Genomic DNA, 17,955 nt, shown 5'->3' on the forward strand with positions numbered 1-17,955 from the left:
TGTCTTTTCTGTTCAAGTCTTTTCCCTCCTCGTTTTATTTTGTCAGATTGATCTCAGTCCCCATACCGGATCGTTCTGTAAAGTTATCTGTAATATTCTTGAAAAATAGCAATTGATATGTAGTATTATCTTCTGCTTTAAAAATCCCTTGTCCGGATGCATCTGACCAGTTTGCCATATCTTGGTTGGTGCTGTCAGGATCCAGCTGCCCGGTCTGCCATTTAACTGTAATATTCCCGCTGTAGTCATTGGTCAAGATGGTAAGAAGTACCGTTCCATCTGACTGATCCTTTACTGTATAAGATGGGCTGCCCTCCGATACGACCTTAAAAGTAGCTGAAAGTGTTTTCTTATAAGGTGCTGTAACATTTACAGTAATGGTTACTGTATCACCCTTCTTTACATCTGTACCAGGAGTAAGATGAATGGTCTGGGATGTGCGGTCTTTACTCTTTTTGAAAACGCCTTTATTAGGATCACTATATACCCATTTTCCATCCACTTTTACTGTATAGCTGATGTCGTCCCCTGCAATAAGGGCAACATTCTCTTTTTCATAATTATATAGAAGAATGTCAATTCCGGATCTCCAGTCCGTAACATCATAGAAGGCTCCTTCTTCTTCCAAAAGATCGGAGGTTATATGAAAATCGGATGACTTCATTTCTTCCTGTTTCTGATTATCTGACCGGTATCTGGCCAGAACCCCTCCTGCCAGAATACCCACAAGAACCAATAGAAGGAACAGCCACAGCCATTTCTTCCCGGATCTGTTTCTTTTCTTATGATTGCCTGTCCGGCTTGTATTGATCTCTCTTTTCATCATTCTGAATCTTCACCGCTCTCTTCTAGTCTGTCTGCTTTGCATTCACATTTAATACAAGCAAGGATGTACCGCTTGTATTTGCGTATTTTGCATCTGCTTCTTTACTGGGCCAGCTTACACTTAACACATAATTCTTTTCCAACGCTTCTGCCGGTGCAAAGGTAACTGCAGCTGATTCCTGAGCCAGAACTGCATCGTCCCCAAAACTTTTTACCTTGCACATTTCTTTGCTGATCCCGGATCCTTCAGGATCCACTTCTGTTACTTTGCATTCAAGGGGCATGCTGCCTGTCAGCTCCAGCCCGATGGTATATTCCGTAGTGACCTCATTCACTTTGCTATCTTTCTCGTTACTTACTGTAAAATGGTATTCACAGGTATCTCCTGGCTTTTGCACGTTTTTCAGATCGATCATCTGGCTCCCACTGCCATCTGCAAGCTGAAACACAAAAGCCGCCACCCTGGCGGTATCGCCTCCGGAACTTTCCGTTGTATACCTGGCATATACATTTCCCAGCATCCAGAGAGAAAGCATGACCAGACACAAAAGTACTGCCACAGCCTGATAGATCCGGCTACTGATTCTGTTTTCCTTCTCCATCTTCTCTCTCCTTTCTGTTCTTGGATTCCTGTGTGTTCTCTGTCTTTATTGTTTCGCCCTGCAGCACGGTCTTTTTTAGTACGTCCTGCAGCACGGCTTTCTTTGCTTCTTCCTGCTGTGTAGCTTTTTTTGATCCGTCCTGCTGAATAACTTTTTTTGCTTCTTCCTGGTTCATCTCTTCTTTTAGCCTGCGGATCTCTTCCTTGATTCCTTCCAGCTGTCGGTCATCTGATACCTTCTGCTTTCTGAAAGAGCCTTCCATCAAAAGCACTGCACATATCAGCAGCAAAATGATCCCTGCCGGTGTTTTCAAAAAACTGACCAGGCTTCCAAGAAAGGGGATCCAGCCCACTACCACTCCTTTGATCTGGCTTGCATCAAAAACCGGATCTGCTGCTTCATTGGCATCGCCCTTTGTAGTAACCAGATTTCCCTCGATCTGAATCACACGGTGGACGATCAGCTCCTGACCTGACTGATATACAACGATCTGTCCTGGTTCTGTCTGTTTTTCTTCTTTTACCAAAAGCAAGGCTCCTTTTGAAAACGTAGGCTCCATACTGCCAGAAAGCACATTGGCGATTCCATAGCCAAAGGGCATTGGCAGATGATTGCCTCCGATCCCGGATGCATTTGCAAAATACACATTCACTCCCAAGATCAGACCAATCACCGCAAGCAGGATCCTTCTCAGAACCGGACTTGTCTTTCTTTTTGCATTTTTCATGATCTGTCCTGTTCTTTCTTCCTTTTATATATAAAGTACAGTCCCATGCCAAACACTGCTGCAGCTGCCGTCAGGATCAGGATCCATCTTGTAACCGGTGTATAGTCCCCTGTCTTAACTGAGTTTATGGCTGTGCCCTGGCTTCTGTCTGCTGCGCCGCTGTCTGTATCCATAGAAGCCTGTGTGTGGATGGTTACTGTATAGGTAAGTTCCTGTCCATCATTAAGATTTCCAAGAGCTGTATCCCTTTCATCTTCCTCCTGCTCAAACGGCCACTGCCAATAAATGGTGTAATCCTGGCTTTTCCCAGCTTCCATCTGTCCCTGGGCAGATACACCGTTCAGGTCTTCTGCATTCTCCCATACATCATCACTTCCAAGAAGCCATCCGTCTGTATTCTTCATTTTTGTAAGCACCGGAAAATCTATGTCTCCTGAGCTTGTACCTGCCTCTATCCAGACCTTATAATCCGCTTCTTTGCTCCCTGTGTTTTTCAGGGAAAATGTATATTGTCCATCTGTACCAGGTGCTACGATCTTATCACCGTTTTCACCTTGCACAGAAATCTCTCCGTATCCATTGGTATATCGGATATGAAAAAGATCAATGGAGGTATCCGTGCTCCAGATCTGTTGGTCATCTGAAACCTGAAAACCAGCATTTGCATTGCCTGCTGTGCTGCCGTTAGAGGTATTGCCTGCAGATGTGCTCCCTGTAGTGGTATTTCCCACAGTCGTTCCTGCACCGCTGCCGGTCATACTGCCAGATGAAGTTCCGGTACTGCTGCCTGTGGTTGCTTTATTCTTTGACAGCTGCTGCTTTTCAGAATAAGTCTGTCCTTGGTACAGGCTGATCTCACAATCGCTCTTTCTGGTAAAAGGAAATAGATAGGTGCCAACCAGAGCTGCTGTAGCGATCACCATCACTGCCAGTAAAATAACTGCAGGCCAGAGGATACGCTCCTGATTATGTAATTTTATTCTCTGTAATTGTCTCTCCGGCATATTGTCCCTTCCTCCTGTTCCCGGATCATTCTATATAGTTTCTGTTATTATTTCAGATTTATTGCTGCTTCTATATGGTATCTGTTATTATCTGTTATGTGTTATCTGCTATGTTATCTATTATGTTATCTGTTATGTTATCTGTTATATTATCTGTTATGTTATCTATTCTCTTTCCTGTAGCTTTTGGCTTTTCAAAAAAGCAGATGTCTCTCCTTCTTTGAAAAACCAGAAGTCCCTCTTCCCTGCCACTGGGAAGAGGATTCTCTGGTAGGAATCACTTTCGCATTGTTACTAATGCAGACAAATGGATTAGTCGATCTGGGTTGCGGTAACGGTGATCTTCAGTTTCACTTCAGCAAGCTTATTTGCATTGCCCATATCGGTATCGGTTGTATCCTGAGCGCCCTCGCCTTCTCCTGATGTATCAAACAACCACTGCCAGGAAACAGTATGTTTATTTGCTCCAGGTGTATTAAAAGCTGTTGGCAGTGTATTTGGCTCATATCTGTCATTAAGATTATTACCATCCAATGCTTTAATTGCTTCAATCAACTGATCCCATGTTCCCCACTCACCCTTATCAAGTTTCCACTGGATATTTGCATTATCCTGAATGGGCTGATCGCAAGAACTTCCATCAGTACTTACATTAAATGTATAAGCAACTTCAGGAGCAGTAACTGAACCATCTCCACCATATGTGAATCCAAACTCAGCTGAACCAGTTGTTCCAGGTGCAATCACATCTGTAGATGACTTAACTGTAGTATCATATGTATTTTTAAATAAGTCACTGATAGTAATGGTAGAACCACCGGTAAATCCCCATTTAGCTACTCGTGCACTGTCAGTTCCATTTGCTGAAGTAGTATACTTCGCAAAAGTACCGGAGATTGCACATGTGCTCAGAAGAACTGCAACCAGAAGACCGGATGCAGCACGCATCATTTTGTTTTTTCTCATAGCTCTTATTTCTCCCTTCTTTCTCGCGTTCCCTGTTGTCAGGAATGCTCCTCGCCGTTCCACAGAACAGGCGGTTCGCCATTCCGATAATGCCGGAACGGTCAAGACCATTCCTCACCTTCCGGAACAGGATTTAATTTATATCTAATTCCGATGTGGCATCCCGGAATCAAATATCCTTTGGATTGTTTTTCTCTTTTTCGGCGCGCAATGCTTCCAACTCAGCAAGAAGTGCGTCTGTATCCTTCTTCTTGGACTTTTCATATGCCCGGCGGCGAATCACATCATAAGCCACCAGAAGGATGATCGGGCAGATCACACAAATGATCAGGCCCTGGGTAGTCTGCATGAACATGGCCACATTGCCAAGTCCTTTCAAGCGGGTCTTATATACACCGATCAGATTTTTTGCTGGAACGGTAGGCAGATCCTCTGTATTATTGGCATCACCCTTGGTGATCCATGCCAGATTGCCTTCATCATCTGTAATAACTTCCTGCACACGGTGGGTAACTGTGGCAGTGCCATTTCCTTCCGGATCATAAAAACAGATCACATCACCGGCCTTAATATCCTCCGGCTCAGCTGTATTGCAAATGATCAGATCGCCGGATTCAAACTCCGGATACATACTGTCAGTAAGTATTATCATAGGAAAAATCCCGCTGATACTGGGAACCTGATCTTTATTCGTATAACTTTTGATGATCAGTGTACAGTTGATCACCAATATAGGAATCAGGATCACGCATAATATAATGCCAATGCCTGTAAGTATCTTATGTCCAAGAGAACTTTTCTCTTTTTCCTGTGTCTGCTTCATTTCATTCCTCCCTGTTATGTGGCTCTGTAGCAAGCAGATCCATTTCTAAAAAAGTATAAACTGACCCACTTTTATTTGTATTTTACAATATAATGTACCATTTTTCAATAATTATAACGCATATATTTATAAGAATCATTGAATATAATCAATTATCTTTAATTCTTCGTCACAGCAAATACAAAAAACATCATTTATTTACAGATTTGATTATTCTATTCGCATTTATTATATGTCTTTCGTTTTGTTCTTTTTTTAAAACAGTGCCCCGTTTTTTCTGCTTTCAGGCACAAAAATCAACAAATGCCTTGACCTTACCTGGCTCTGATGTTATAAATAAGAGATGAGCGTTCTTTTTGCATCTTAATACTTTAGGAGGAATATTATGCCCAATATTGAATTGCTTGAAAAATCTATACCTGTTGCCCCGATTCGGATCGCAGCACTGGCAGGATGCCGGGATCTGGCAGAGGAAGTAGACAAAAAGCTGGTAAAATTCCGTAAAGAACTGGTGGAAAATAAGAAATTAAGTATTATACCACAGGGTTACAGCGAAGAAACTTTTCTTGTAGACTGTGAATGTCCACGCTTCGGTACTGGCGAAGGCAAAGGAATCATCAAAGAATCTGTCCGCGGTACAGACCTTTTTGTTATGGTAGATGTTACTAATTTCAGCCTTACCTACAGCGTATGCGGCCATGAGAATCACATGTCCCCGGATAATCATTTCCAGGATCTTAAAAGGATCATTTCCGCTGCCACAGGAAAAGCACATCGTATCAGTGTGATCATGCCCTTCCTTTATGAAGGACGTCAGCATCGCCGTTCCAAGAGAGAGTCTTTAGACTGTGCACTTGCACTTCGGGAGCTTGGCGAGATGGGTGTTTCCAATATTATTACCTTTGACGCACACGATCCCCGAGTACAGAATTCCATTCCTTTAAGTGGTTTTGATAATTTCTTCCCTACGTATCAGTTCCTGAAAGCACTTGTAAAAAGTGTTCCTGATTTCAAGGTTGATAATGATCATCTGATGATCATCAGCCCGGACGAAGGAGCTATGTCAAGAGCCGTATATTTCTCCAATATTCTGGGCGTTGACATGGGTATGTTCTATAAGCGCAGGGACTATTCTGTGATCGTAAACGGCAAGAATCCTATCGTAGCCCACGAATTTCTTGGTGATTCTGTAGAAGGCAAGGATGTTGTTATCATCGATGATATGATTTCCTCTGGCGAGAGTATGCTGGATGTGGCAAAGCAGATCAAGGAGCGTCATGCAAAACGTGTATTTGTATGCACCACTTATGGTCTTTTCACAGATGGACTTGCCAAATTTGATGAATACTACGAAAAGGGATGGATCGATAAAGTAATCACCACCAACCTGAATTACCGTATTCCAGAGCTTCTCACAAAGCCATACTATGTAGAAGCAAATATGAGCAAATACCTTGCAAGCATTATCGATATCATCAACCATGATGTATCCGTTGAGAAGGTACGTTCCAGCAATGAGAAGATCATGTCCCTGATGAAAAGAGTCAATGCATGATTCCATATAATGATTAAAACTAAAGGCACAGTCTGCGGTAACCAAATCCGTTGACTGTGCCTTTTTACATGTATCCTCTGCCACCAAAACCTAACAAATCAGATGCTGGTTTAAAGAATCTGCTTGTACGCAGGTTCTTTGTTACTGCATCGCCTTATAAGCTCCAGATATTTTCTCCGTCTTTTTCTCTTTTTCGTATTTCTTCAATTCTGCCAATGCTTCCCCACCCAGCGGATAAAGCAATATAATATTGAAGATCGTCATCAAACCGATTCCCACATCTCCCAAATCCCACACAAAGGTATACGCTGCCAGACCGCCAATAAAAAGCATTACCAGTGCCAGTACCTTATAAGCAGTTTGCCAGCACCATTTGTCTCCGAAAATGTAAGCAACATTACTTCTTGCATAAAACAAAATCCCGAGAAAAGTGGAAAAGCTGAACAGGAACAGGGTTACTGCAATAAATATTACTCCAAACCTGCCAAGATGGTACTCCATGGCTTTCTGCATCAGATCCATCCCGGTAAGGCCGGCAGTCAGGTCTTCAGGAGCAAGAAGCATGATGAATGCAGTACAGCTGCAGATCACAACTGTATCGATAAATACTCCCAGCGCCTGCACAAGACCTGCTTTTACAGGACTGCTGCACTCTACTGCGGCTGCTGCGCAAGGAGCAGAGCCGGATCCGGCTTCATTAGAAAAAAGCCCTCTTTTTACTCCATTCATAAGCACTGCCCCAAAGCCTCCGGCTGCCACCTGTCGGATCCCGAACGCCTCCTGAAAAATCCTTGAAAACACACCCGGAAGGTTTCCCAGATTCATCAGGATGATCACAACGGTAATGGCAAAATAACACACTGCCATAAAAGGAACCATCATATCCAAAACTTTTACTGTAGCATTTTTGCGAAGCACGATCACTGCCGCAAGGGCTACCAGAAGAATGGTTGTTACGATCGGCGGTACAGAAAAAGCATTTTTAAAAGAAGATACCACAGAATTACTGATCACCTGGCTGATCCCGCACCAGCAGATCAGGCCTGAGATAGCAAACAGTGTGGCAATTACCACATGCTTTCTCTTTTTCCCCTGTTTCCGTTCAATATAGCTGTGGATATAATAAGCCGGGCCGCCTCGGTATCCCCCATAAAGAGGATCTTTTTCTTTGTACAGCTGGGCCAGCGTTGCCTCTACAAAAGCAGTGGAAGAACCAATGATCGCTGTCACCCACATCCAGAATACAGCGCCGGCGCCTCCTGCTGAAATAGCCGCCACAACGCCTACCAGATTCCCCATTCCTACTCGGGTAGCAGTGGAAATCAACAATGACTGAAAGGATGACAGACTGCTTTTATGAGTCTTTTTCTCTGTTAGGGCTTTCACCATATCCGGAAACAGCCGAACAGGCAGAAGCCGTGTACGTACAGAAAAATAGATGCCTGCAGGTATCAGAAATAAGATGAGAAGGGAAATCCCAAGACTTCCTCCGCCTGGAAGCGGTATATATACCAGGTCCCCCCATAAAAACTGGTATACCTTTTCGATCAATGTAATCAACATACGTAAATTCCCCTTTATTTGTTATTATATATTCCGAGAAAAGCTGCCAGATTCCCTCTTTTTCCGCCGGAAGCCCTGTGTGAAAAAAGGAAATCCGGATTGCAGCAGGTGCAAAGATCAGGCATATGGATATTTTCCGGCAAAACTCCTGCTTCCATAAATATGATCCGGTTTGCCTCCCATAGATTCAGCTGATATTTGCCGTTTTCCTTCTTATAGAACAGGCTTTGCCAGTGACGACTGTGAAAGGCCATTTTAAATTCTTCGATCACATCTTCACTGACCTCATAGCAGTCCTGACAAATGGATGGTCCTATGGCAACGACCAGATCTTTCGGGTTTGTCCCATAAACTTCCCTCATTTTCCTAATCGTGGCCTGGCCCATCCTGCCTTTTGTCCCTCTCCACCCGGAATGGGATAATCCGATTGCCTTATGTACAAGATCGATCAAATACAAGGGCACACAATCTGCATAAAATGTAGTAAGTACAATCCCAGGCTGGTCCGTCACCAGACCGTCCACATCCTGATAATCCCTGGGATATAACACACCCTTCCCCCTGTCCTTGTCAGTTACCACCCGCACATTGGTGGTATGGGTCTGATGCGACACCACAAGATCCTCCATACTGCATCCTATAGCCTTTGTGATCCTGTTATAATTCTCTAGTACATTCGCCTTTTCATCGCCTCTGGCAAAACTCAGATTCATGGAAGAGAAACATCCCTGGCTCACTCCCCCAAGCCGGGTACTAAAGCCATGGCAGATCCATGGCATCTTATCGATCACCGGCCAGGTAAGGTACGTAACCCCGTTATTTTCATTGATCTTCATTTTAGGCTGTTGTTCATTATGCCAACGGATCTTCATAAGCCATTTCCTCCACCATAGTCGTATATCTTATAGCTGAAACGCATCCCGGACCCACTGCACCTTTCCGTCCAGGATCCCGATCACGTCAAACCTGCAGGGCGTATTTACGGTACATTTATGGGTCAATAGGTAATACTCTGCCACTTTCCCCAAAGTCTGCTGCTTCTTAAGGTTTACAGCAGCCAGCGGATTTCCATAGCTGCCGTTTTTTCTGTATTTCACTTCTACAAACACCAGATATTTCCCATCCATGGCAATCAGATCTACTTCTCCTATCCGGCACCTGTAATTTCTTTCTCTTATGTGTAAGCCATGTTCTGTAAGAAAATCAGCTGCAAGATTTTCATAGCAGCTGCCTATTTTCCTTTGATTTACACATCTTTTCAAAACACACTCTCCTGATGTCAGTAAAAATCCAGCCAACGTAAGCCGGCCTGGCACAGTGAACATTAAGTAACCACCATATTGACTTGCCTTAATTTTCACTGTACTAGATAAAATTTTTAATAAAGGTAGCCCTGTGTATTGGGGATGGCCCATACTTTTCAAGAGCCTGAATATGTGCCTGGGAACCATATCCTTTATTGGAAGCAAAGCCATACTCCGGCATCACAGGATCATATTCCTCCATCATCCGGTCCCTGGTAACTTTTGCCACAATACTTGCAGCAGCAATGGATACACTTTTGGCATCTCCCTTGATAATAGATACCTGAGGAATCTCCACACCCGGGATCCTTACTGCATCATTCAGAAGGATCTGTGGCTTCACAGATAATTTGCTGATAGCCTGACGCATCGCTTCATAAGTAGCCTGTAAGATGTTGATCTCATCAATACGTGCAGGACCTACAATGCCAAGCCCCACTGCCACTGCCTGGTCAAGGATCTGCTGATACAAAACTTCTCTTTTCTTTGCAGAAAGCTGCTTGGAATCATTCAGATACAGGATCTGACAATCTTTGGGAAGGATCACGGCACAGGCTACTACCGGACCGGCAAGCGGTCCCCGTCCCACTTCATCAATCCCACACACATATCCCAAATGTTCGTATTTATGCTCATATACCTTCAGGGACTCTGTACGCACAAGCTCTGCCTGGTAAGCAGCCTCTTTTTTATGGTATTGCTCCAGAAGCTTCTGCACACCACTGCGGCTGTCGCTGCCATATTTCTCATAAAGTGCTGGCCATTCCTGCCGGCTGGCATTTTCAAATTCTCCTTTGATCTCCCCGATAGAACTCATGCTTTTTCCTCTTTCACCGGCGGCCACTCTACTGTGATCCTGCCCAGCTTGCCGGAACGGAAATCATCAAAAAGGATGCCAGATGCTTTTCCATAATCCAACTCTTCTCCTTTTTTCAAACAGCCTCGCACTTTTGCAATAGCTTCCAGGATCTCCACATCCCTTTCTTCTTCCGGTACATCATATCTTTTATGAATAGCTCCCGGATAATACTCTCTTAAAAAACCGATCAGTTCCAGGGAAAGCTCTTCCATATTCAGAATATCATCTTTAATAGATCCTACAAATGCCAGTTTTTTTCCTGTATCCGGATCCTCAAATTTGGGCCAGAGGATCCCCGGCGTATCCAGTAGCTCTACACCTTTATTCAGACGGATCCACTGCTTCCCCTTTGTTACACCTGGCTTATTGCCGGTCTTTGCACAAGCTTTGCCTGCAAAGGTATTAATAAAGGTGGATTTGCCCACATTTGGGATGCCTGCTACCATGGCACGGATCGGGCGGTTCTTGATCCCGCGCCTTCTGTCCCTTTCGATCTTTTCCTTGCAGGCTTCCTGGATCACAGCCTGAATAGCCTTGATCCCTGCCCCATTTCTGGAATCCACCTTTACCACGTGAAAGCCTTTTTCCTGAAAATATTCCTTCCATCTTTCATTCTGCCTGTCGTCTGCCAGATCTGCTTTATTCAAAAGGATCAGTCTGGCTTTGTTCATTCCCAACTGGTCAATATCCGGATTTCTGCTAGAAAGAGGCACTCTTGCATCCACCAGTTCAATGATCAGGTCGATCAGACGGATATCCTCCTGCATCTGCCTTTTTGCCTTGGTCATATGACCAGGATACCAGTTAATATTGATTCTGTTTTCACGATTATCCATTCTTGTCACTTCCATTCATTTTAGTCTTCAAAATCACTTAAATAAGTCCTCAAAATCATTCAAATACGCTTGCAAAATCACTTAAATAAGCTTGCAAAATCATTCAAAAAAGCCTATGGATTTCACAGGGAAAAGTTTAAACCACAGCTTGCCGGTAATATATTTCTTATTTACCTTCCCGATACTGCCATACCGGCTGTCCTCACTGTTATTCCTGTTATCACCAAGCACAAAATATTCTCCTGATTCCAGTGTTACCGGACTGGATGCCATCCCCGGATTACTGATCACAGGAAAATCCCTGCCCTCTTTGTAAGTCTCTCCATTGATCAGGATCTGTCCATCCACGATCTGCACAGTCTCTCCCGGAAGCCCGATCACCCTGCGGATATGCAATGCTGCATCATCACTGGCGTTTGTACGGAAAACGATCACATCTCCTCTTTTAGGGGAAGATACACGATAAATCACCCGGTTCATAAAATATCTGTCTCCTACAGAGATGGTGGGCTCCATGGAACTTTCCTGCATAGTCACAGACTGAAACATGGCGATCCCTACCAGTGCTGCAAAAGCCAGCGTTACAATAATTTCAAAAACCAGGCGCAATACACCCCGGACCTTCTTATCTTCCAGTTTTTCTTTCGCTTCTGCTATAGATTTATTCTCTCTCCAGGTAGCCCGCCAGTTCTCCCATTGCTCCCTGGATCGTTTCTTTCTTCTATTTTTTAACATATTATTCAAATGCTCCTGTTTTTCGATTAGCTGTTACAGTATAACACACTTTAAACTGTAGAAGCAAGGAATCCGCCAAAATATATAAACCCATAAAATAAATCCACATGATCTCCACAAAATATGTAAGGCCATAAAAATAACTGCCTCCGGAAATCAATCCGACGGCAGTCATTCTCATAATCAGGTATGGATTATTTAATACGCTCTTTAACCTTAGCAGCCTTACCTACACGGTCTCTTAAGTAGTTAAGTTTTGCACGACGTACTTTACCGTGGCGAATAACTTCTACACTCTTTACGTGTGGGGAATGAAGCGGCCATGTCTTCTCAACGCCAACACCATTGGAGCTCTTTCTTACTGTGAAAGTTGCTCTTGTGCTTCCGCCCTGTTTCTTTAATACTGTTCCCTCGAAAACCTGGATTCTCTCACGGTTTCCCTCTTTGATCAGTGCGTGTACTCTTACAGTATCACCTACATTGAACTGAGGAACATCTGCTTTTAACTGTTCTGCTTCGATGTTTTTAATAATGTCGTTCATGTTCTTTCTCCTATTCTTCTATTGGATGTTCTTAATACACATGAGGTAACAGAGGACCATCTTTTTTCACAACATGATTGATTATACTATAGAACTCCTGCCATTGCAAGAGTTTTTTCTATGGTTTCACTATTATAATAAGCCGCCGGACAAGGGTTCCGACGGCTGTTATGGATTTGGATAGATTCAATATCATTATTTATTTATGCGTTCTGCTCTCCCGGTACAGTCACCATCTTACGAACCTGAACCAGTGCTTTTGAAACAGCCGGAATAGAGATCAGGATCAGTGTTATAACTCCCTCAGCAAGAATGTAGCTATAGTTGTAAACGATAGGATATATAGCAGATAATGACTTAGGATAATTCTCAGGCATGTAGCTCATCCAGTACAGATATCCGCCCAGAACATGAAATACACCTCTGGCAAGAATCGCTGCCACATATGCTTTCTGCAAACCGTATTTCTTTGATTTTGAGAAAAAGCCTGCAATACCCATAGCGCCAAATGCCAGGATATAATCACAGCATACCTGGAAAAAGCTAAGTACATATGGCTCCTGCAGGAACTGAAAGATACCATAAACAAGACCTGTCAGAATACCGATCTTAGGTCCGTACCAATATCCAATGAGTACGATAAAAAGCATGCTGCATAAGGTTACAGAGCCACCAAATGGCAGAGAAAATACCTTAAGGTAAGATGTGGCATAAGCAAGGGCAAGTGCCACTGCACAGGTTACAAGCTGCTGTGTAGTCAGCTTTCCTGAAGAGCTTTTCTTATGGAAAAGCACAGCTGCGATCACCACCAGGATCACCATGGCAGCAATACTTGTTACATAGCCGGCAGTGGTCAGCCCACCATCAGCAGTTACTAGAAAATCCATCATTTGTTTTCCTCCTTACGTTGGCATTATCCAAATCAAGTTAAAAGGTCGAAGCCTCCGGTCACCGGAAGAATGTCCTCCCTGGTGATTGCTTCCTCTCAGCCTGCGCCTGCAAGCTCCCTTGGTTCGTTCTACAGTATAGCACACCCCTTCACTTCACACAACACAATTTTCATCCTCTATAAAAGACCGTAAACGATAAATTTCCTCTCATATCATATATTTTCCTCTCATATCAGATTTTACTTTACCTCTGAATTGTGATATTCTATTTGCTGAAAAAACAATTATATACGGTAACTGTAAGAATACTGAACAGTTACACCATATATCATCGGATAAGGAGCGAGTAAAATGTCTTTAAAAATAGGAAGAAATGATCCCTGCTGGTGCGGAAGCGGAAAAAAATACAAAAAGTGCCACGAAGCATTTGACGAAAAGCTGGAACAAATGAAACAAAAAGGCTATCCGGTACTTGACCACAACCTGATCAAAACCCCGGAGCAGATTGAGAAGATCAAAGAAAGTTGTAAGATCAATATTGCCGTGCTGGATTATGTGGCTGAGCACATCCGTCCAGGCATTACTACCCAGGAGATCGATGACTGGGTACATGAAGAGACCATCCGCCATGGCGGGATCCCTGCCCCGCTGAATTATGAAGGCTATCCAAAGAGTGTATGCACCTCCATTGACCAGGTGGTTTGCCACGGAATCCCATCCACAGATGTGGTCCTGAAAGAAGGAGATATTATCAATGTAGATGTTTCCACCATTTATAATGGATATTTTTCTGATTCCTCACGTATGTTCTGTATCGGAAATGTAAGCCCGGAAAAAGAAAAGCTGGTAAAGGTTGTAAAAGAATGTGTAGAGATCGGCATTTCACAGGTAAAGCCCTGGACACCGATTGGAAATATGGGGCACGCCGTTCACCAGCATGCGCTTGAAAATGGATACTCAGTCGTAAAAGAAATCGGCGGCCATGGCATAGGGCTGGAATTCCATGAGGATCCATGGGTAAGCTACACCTCTGAAGAAGGAAGCGGTGTACTGATGGTTCCAGGCATGATGTTTACCATTGAGCCAATGGTAAATATGGGATCTGATGAAGTTTATACCGATGAGATGGATGACTGGACAGTGCGCACCTGTGACGGGCAGCCTTCTGCCCAGTGGGAAGTCACCGTGCTGGTAACAGAAAACGGATGCGAGGTGATCTGCTGGTGATGAACCATAAGATTCAATGTTTGATCACATCTGTTGATGAATTTAAGGATCCAAAGTTATTTCAAAAAGGACTGGCACTGCTTCCGGATTTCGGTTTCTGGAGGGAACGGAAAGAATCCATTTCCCGGCTGCGCCGCCAGGAAAGCCGTCTGGAAAGCCTTGTGGCAGGGCTTATGCTCCGTACTCTTCTTCTGGAAAACAGTCTTCCATTGGAGGCTCTTTCTGTTTCCGAAAAGGGTAAGCCGTTCCTGAAAAATCATGATTTTCATTTTAATCTTTCCCACAGCAATGGGTATGTAGTCTGTGCTTTTGGCTCTGTCCCCTGTGGGATCGATATCCAGAAAGAAAAAGAAGACCGTTCCAATATCGCCCGTATTTTCTTTACTGAATCTGAATATGCCCTTGTACAGAAATATGGTGTTTCCATGTTTACACGGATCTGGGCACTAAAGGAAAGCTATGTAAAATATAAAGGGGAGGGTTTATCCCTCCCCCTGAAATCCTTTCAGGTTTATCCCGGTTCTTATGACATCCTTTCTGATGGTTCTGAATGGGGCCGGCTTTCCACTTGTATTTCTACTATATATTCTACAGACAGAACCTGCCAAGCCCGGGAATTTGCATTTAATGATTACCGGATCGCTGTATGCTCTGCACTTGCCACAGAGCCTAATATTTGCCGGCTTTCTACGGAATCACTCTTGCGCATTATCTGATGAAGCCTGATCTGTAGTCATAATGTTGCTCAGCTCATCAATCATCTCGTCGTCCTTCAAACGGAACTTAACTTCTACACGGCGGGAAGCATCCTTGTCTACATTGCCATCCGCATCCAGGATAGGATTCGCCATAGAATGACCGTTGACTGTAAGATAATCCTGCAGATCAATTGTCTGATCAGATGTAAGAAATTCTCCCTGGATTTCCAGCAGATACTGGGCAACTGCCAGGGATCTGCGCTGAGAAAGCTCCAGGTTATAAGCATAATCTCCATCTGTATCAGTATAACCATCAATAATGATCTCTGCCAGATAAGACTTGTAGCTGTCTTCCAGAAGCACCTTGCAGTAAATCGGCAGAACACTGCGAAGGGCTGTTTTTCCCTCTTCAGTAAGCTCTGCATCATCATAAGCAAAAAGAACGCTGGCATCCAGTGTCAATGCTCCTGTCTGGGAATCAATATTTACATTCAGGTTATTCTTGGCAAATTCCTGCTGCAGGGACTCAACAACTTCTGCCTTTACACCGATGATATTATCGATCTTGGCCTGCTGGGTGCTGATCAGCTGGGTTTTCTCATCCAGATCCACCTGCTGCTGTGCCAGGGCTGCTTCCTGTTCCTTAAGCTTCTGTGCCTGCTCTGCCAGCTGCTGTGCCAGGGCAGACAGCTTCTCATCCTGTGTCTTCAGCTTTGCATCCTGATCGTCCAGGGTATTCTGCTGTGCAGTGATCTCAGCAATATAATTGGCCTGCATCTCATTCTTCTCTTGCTGCTCTTTAATACTCTCGTCATAACTCTTCTGCGCCTGGAAAAGGGTTACGCACATAATCAGTACGAAGAGAAGCAATACACCACACATCATATCGGAATAGGAGCGCCAGATATTAAAGCTTCCATCCTCTGATTTTCTTTTCTTGTGCATGATTCTCTCCTTTATTTAAATAAACCAAATTTTCCTTTCTGTGCTCCTTTGGAAAGCTCTTTGATATTCCTGGAAATCTCCTCCAGAACTGCCTGCTGGTCTGCAGCCTGCTGCTCCATCAGCTTCTCCATTCTGTCCATGGACTCCTGGCTGCTGCCGCCGCTCATCAGATAAACACTTCTGTCACCTACTGCCGAAAGCTCAGAAAGCAGTCTGCGTACCTGTTCCATAGTCTTATAGGACTGCTGCTGATATCTGGTAAATTCCTGAAGCTCTTGGCCCAGCTGCTCAACAAGCCTGCTGTTTGATGTCAGAAGATCTGTACCTGCCTGGTTGGATGCAGAAGCCTTCTCCATGCCGGCTGCTGCTGTCTCAACATATTTTTGCATAGCCTGGTTACATGCTACCCAGAACTTGGCTGCAGACTTCTCTGCATCCTTCATATAATCTACCACATGCTGATAATCCTGCTGCTGGATCTTCTGGATCTCCCTGTTCTCCTGGGTGATCCTTGTAGCTGTATCCAAATAGCGGCTGGAAATACCTCCAAGCTCTGTAACCATATCCCGCATAGCCTTTTCCTGCTTCTCATAGGACTGGCCCAGCTGCTGGCTCATGGTCTGATAAAGTGCAGTGGTATAGGCTGTATTCTCCTTCTGTGCCTGCTTCAGACTGGCAAGAGCCTCATTAAATCCAGAAAATTCCGTATCAAAGGAACCTCGCATCTGCTTCAGGAACTCCTGAAGGATATCCCTTACAGCATCCTGCTGACATCTTGTCACAGATGCCACCAGCATATCCAGAGAATCGTTCATCTTCTGGAAGGTAGGAGTGATCACTTTTTCAAAGCTGTCTGCCATCTGCACAGAGAACTGCTCTGCCATCTGGGCCATAGCCTTTGTCTGCATCTTCTGGCTGGAAAGGAGAAGATTCCTGGCTTCATTCTCAGCAGTGGGCATCACGTATGCATGGAACTTCTCAAGGAAATTCTGAAGATTCTGAGACATAAAGGAATATTCCCGCTTCATACCCCAGGAATAAGTAATGGAAAATGCAATACCATAAATAGATGTAAGGAATGCTACCTTAATACCATCTACCAGTGAAGATACGGAAGTTGTCATAGCCTCATAATTGGTAGGCTGGAAATTCTTAAGTCCCCATACAAGGCCAATGAAAGTACCTAAAATACCAAGGCTGGTAAAAATATCCGGCACCATCTCCAGAAGTCTTTTATGTATATGGATATCCAGCTCATCATCATTGATATACTCTTCAATATCCCCAATGCCTTCCTTGCTCTGGCTGATGCTTTCGGAGAAATTCCCCATCTTCTTATCAAGGTAACGATCATCAAACAGCTCGTCCAGATATGCCAGATTCTTGGTGTCTGTCTTACCAGGGGTCCTAAAAATTTTTGTCAGCTCATCTGCTGCCCTGTGAAAAGCTTCTCCCAGATTATCCATACGAAACATGCCGCCAAACAATGTGATCATATAGATCACGGACATTGTACCAAGAAAAATAAAATTATAGATCAGTACGCTGGGTGTTCCCTTTGCAACGTAGACGGTCATCCCGGCTGCAGCTGCTAACACCAGCACAAACAGAAGTGTATTTGTTGTCTTTTTTGCCATGTTGTACCTCCTTTTGGCTGCTTTTTATGGTAAAGATGCTAAAAACCACATTTTTTATCATAATATCACAAATTCCAAAACAGGACAAGGTATAACAGCGAAAAAGGAATTTCTGCCTTTTCAGGCAAAAATCCCCTTTTCTTAATTCTCAGTTTTTAATTCTCAATTCTTAATTCTCAGGTCTTAATTCTTTATGCATCATGAATCATTTCTGCCA

General features: G+C 43.9%; 19 protein-coding genes and 1 riboswitch. Of the genes, 3 read left to right on the forward strand and 16 right to left on the reverse strand.

What is annotated here, in order from left to right:
• Window positions 1-34: 34 nt before the first annotated feature.
• The 6 genes from AB5916_RS02430 to AB5916_RS02455 form a co-directional block, all read right to left on the reverse strand.
• Window positions 35-826, reverse strand: a complete 792-nt coding sequence (locus tag AB5916_RS02430) for a hypothetical protein (RefSeq protein WP_368189106.1) — start codon at window positions 824-826, stop codon at window positions 35-37.
• A 22-nt stretch (window positions 827-848) separates the two neighbouring features.
• Window positions 849-1,427 carry a hypothetical protein gene (locus tag AB5916_RS02435; protein ID WP_368189107.1) on the reverse strand — a complete coding sequence of 193 codons (579 nt, stop codon included), beginning with the start codon at window positions 1,425-1,427 and terminating at the stop codon, window positions 849-851.
• Complete coding sequence (locus AB5916_RS02440) at window positions 1,402-2,154, reverse strand: signal peptidase I (RefSeq protein ID WP_368189108.1); 753 nt, start codon at window positions 2,152-2,154, stop codon at window positions 1,402-1,404. The genes AB5916_RS02435 and AB5916_RS02440 overlap by 26 nt, the downstream gene beginning before the upstream one ends.
• The gene (locus AB5916_RS02445) at window positions 2,151-3,158 is read right to left on the reverse strand and encodes a hypothetical protein (RefSeq protein WP_368189109.1); all 1,008 of its coding nucleotides are present in this window, start codon (window positions 3,156-3,158) and stop codon (window positions 2,151-2,153) included. The genes AB5916_RS02440 and AB5916_RS02445 overlap by 4 nt, the downstream gene beginning before the upstream one ends.
• A gap of 312 nt (window positions 3,159-3,470) precedes the next feature.
• The gene (locus tag AB5916_RS02450) at window positions 3,471-4,124 is read right to left on the reverse strand and encodes a hypothetical protein (RefSeq protein WP_368189110.1); all 654 of its coding nucleotides are present in this window, start codon (window positions 4,122-4,124) and stop codon (window positions 3,471-3,473) included.
• A gap of 169 nt (window positions 4,125-4,293) precedes the next feature.
• A complete protein-coding gene (locus tag AB5916_RS02455) occupies window positions 4,294-4,947 on the reverse strand; it encodes a signal peptidase I (RefSeq protein ID WP_368189111.1) in 654 nt (217 codons plus the stop codon).
• Between the two features lie 385 nt (window positions 4,948-5,332).
• Between AB5916_RS02455 and AB5916_RS02460 the strand changes: the two genes are divergently transcribed.
• A complete protein-coding gene (locus AB5916_RS02460; protein ID WP_158420457.1) occupies window positions 5,333-6,502 on the forward strand; it encodes a ribose-phosphate pyrophosphokinase in 1,170 nt (389 codons plus the stop codon).
• 141 nt (window positions 6,503-6,643) lie between these two features.
• Here AB5916_RS02460 and AB5916_RS02465 read toward each other — a convergent pair whose 3' ends face one another.
• The 8 genes from AB5916_RS02465 to AB5916_RS02500 all read right to left on the reverse strand — a co-directional run bounded on the left by AB5916_RS02465 (window position 6,644) and on the right by AB5916_RS02500 (window position 13,231).
• Window positions 6,644-8,065: an alanine/glycine:cation symporter family protein gene (locus AB5916_RS02465; protein WP_173727372.1), complete on the reverse strand. Its 1,422-nt coding sequence runs from the start codon at window positions 8,063-8,065 to the stop codon at window positions 6,644-6,646.
• A gap of 14 nt (window positions 8,066-8,079) precedes the next feature.
• The gene (gene pgeF / locus AB5916_RS02470) at window positions 8,080-8,937 is read right to left on the reverse strand and encodes a peptidoglycan editing factor PgeF (protein ID WP_368189112.1); all 858 of its coding nucleotides are present in this window, start codon (window positions 8,935-8,937) and stop codon (window positions 8,080-8,082) included.
• Window positions 8,938-8,967: 30 nt separating this feature from the next.
• Window positions 8,968-9,327: a YraN family protein gene (locus AB5916_RS02475; protein ID WP_158420460.1), complete on the reverse strand. Its 360-nt coding sequence runs from the start codon at window positions 9,325-9,327 to the stop codon at window positions 8,968-8,970.
• Window positions 9,328-9,430: 103 nt separating this feature from the next.
• Window positions 9,431-10,186, reverse strand: coding sequence for a ribonuclease HII (locus AB5916_RS02480; protein WP_368189113.1), 756 nt, complete (start codon window positions 10,184-10,186; stop codon window positions 9,431-9,433).
• Complete coding sequence (gene ylqF / locus AB5916_RS02485) at window positions 10,183-11,043, reverse strand: ribosome biogenesis GTPase YlqF (protein WP_368189197.1); 861 nt, start codon at window positions 11,041-11,043, stop codon at window positions 10,183-10,185. The genes AB5916_RS02480 and ylqF overlap by 4 nt, the downstream gene beginning before the upstream one ends.
• 120 nt (window positions 11,044-11,163) lie before the next feature.
• The gene (lepB, locus tag AB5916_RS02490; RefSeq protein WP_158420462.1) at window positions 11,164-11,799 is read right to left on the reverse strand and encodes a signal peptidase I; all 636 of its coding nucleotides are present in this window, start codon (window positions 11,797-11,799) and stop codon (window positions 11,164-11,166) included.
• 194 nt (window positions 11,800-11,993) lie between these two features.
• Window positions 11,994-12,341 carry a 50S ribosomal protein L19 gene (gene rplS, locus AB5916_RS02495; protein ID WP_158420463.1) on the reverse strand — a complete coding sequence of 116 codons (348 nt, stop codon included), beginning with the start codon at window positions 12,339-12,341 and terminating at the stop codon, window positions 11,994-11,996.
• 203 nt (window positions 12,342-12,544) lie between these two features.
• On the reverse strand, window positions 12,545-13,231 hold the full coding sequence (locus tag AB5916_RS02500) for an energy-coupled thiamine transporter ThiT (RefSeq protein WP_173727369.1): 687 nt from the start codon (window positions 13,229-13,231) through the stop codon (window positions 12,545-12,547).
• A riboswitch (TPP riboswitch) is annotated at window positions 13,224-13,361 on the reverse strand. Its footprint overlaps the gene before it by 8 nt.
• A gap of 221 nt (window positions 13,362-13,582) precedes the next feature.
• Here AB5916_RS02500 and AB5916_RS02505 point away from each other — a divergent pair.
• Together AB5916_RS02505 and AB5916_RS02510 are read left to right on the forward strand one after the other, a co-directional pair.
• Window positions 13,583-14,458 (forward strand): methionyl aminopeptidase, encoded by an 876-nt coding sequence (locus tag AB5916_RS02505; RefSeq protein WP_368189114.1) that lies wholly within the window; start codon window positions 13,583-13,585, stop codon window positions 14,456-14,458.
• The gene (locus AB5916_RS02510) at window positions 14,437-15,174 is read left to right on the forward strand and encodes a 4'-phosphopantetheinyl transferase superfamily protein (protein WP_368189115.1); all 738 of its coding nucleotides are present in this window, start codon (window positions 14,437-14,439) and stop codon (window positions 15,172-15,174) included. The genes AB5916_RS02505 and AB5916_RS02510 overlap by 22 nt, the downstream gene beginning before the upstream one ends.
• Here AB5916_RS02510 and AB5916_RS02515 read toward each other — a convergent pair.
• Entirely contained in the window at window positions 15,154-16,101 is a 948-nt protein-coding gene (locus AB5916_RS02515; protein ID WP_368189116.1) for an OmpA family protein, read from the reverse strand. The genes AB5916_RS02510 and AB5916_RS02515 overlap by 21 nt on opposite strands.
• Before the next feature lie 11 nt (window positions 16,102-16,112).
• Entirely contained in the window at window positions 16,113-17,738 is a 1,626-nt protein-coding gene (locus AB5916_RS02520) for a MotA/TolQ/ExbB proton channel family protein (RefSeq protein WP_368189117.1), read from the reverse strand.
• Window positions 17,739-17,955 lie beyond the last annotated feature (217 nt).

The organism is Blautia sp. 1033sp1_1033st1_G9_1033SCRN_220408 (assembly GCF_040929965.1).
Lineage (GTDB): Bacteria > Bacillota > Clostridia > Lachnospirales > Lachnospiraceae > Blautia_A > Blautia_A ammoniilytica.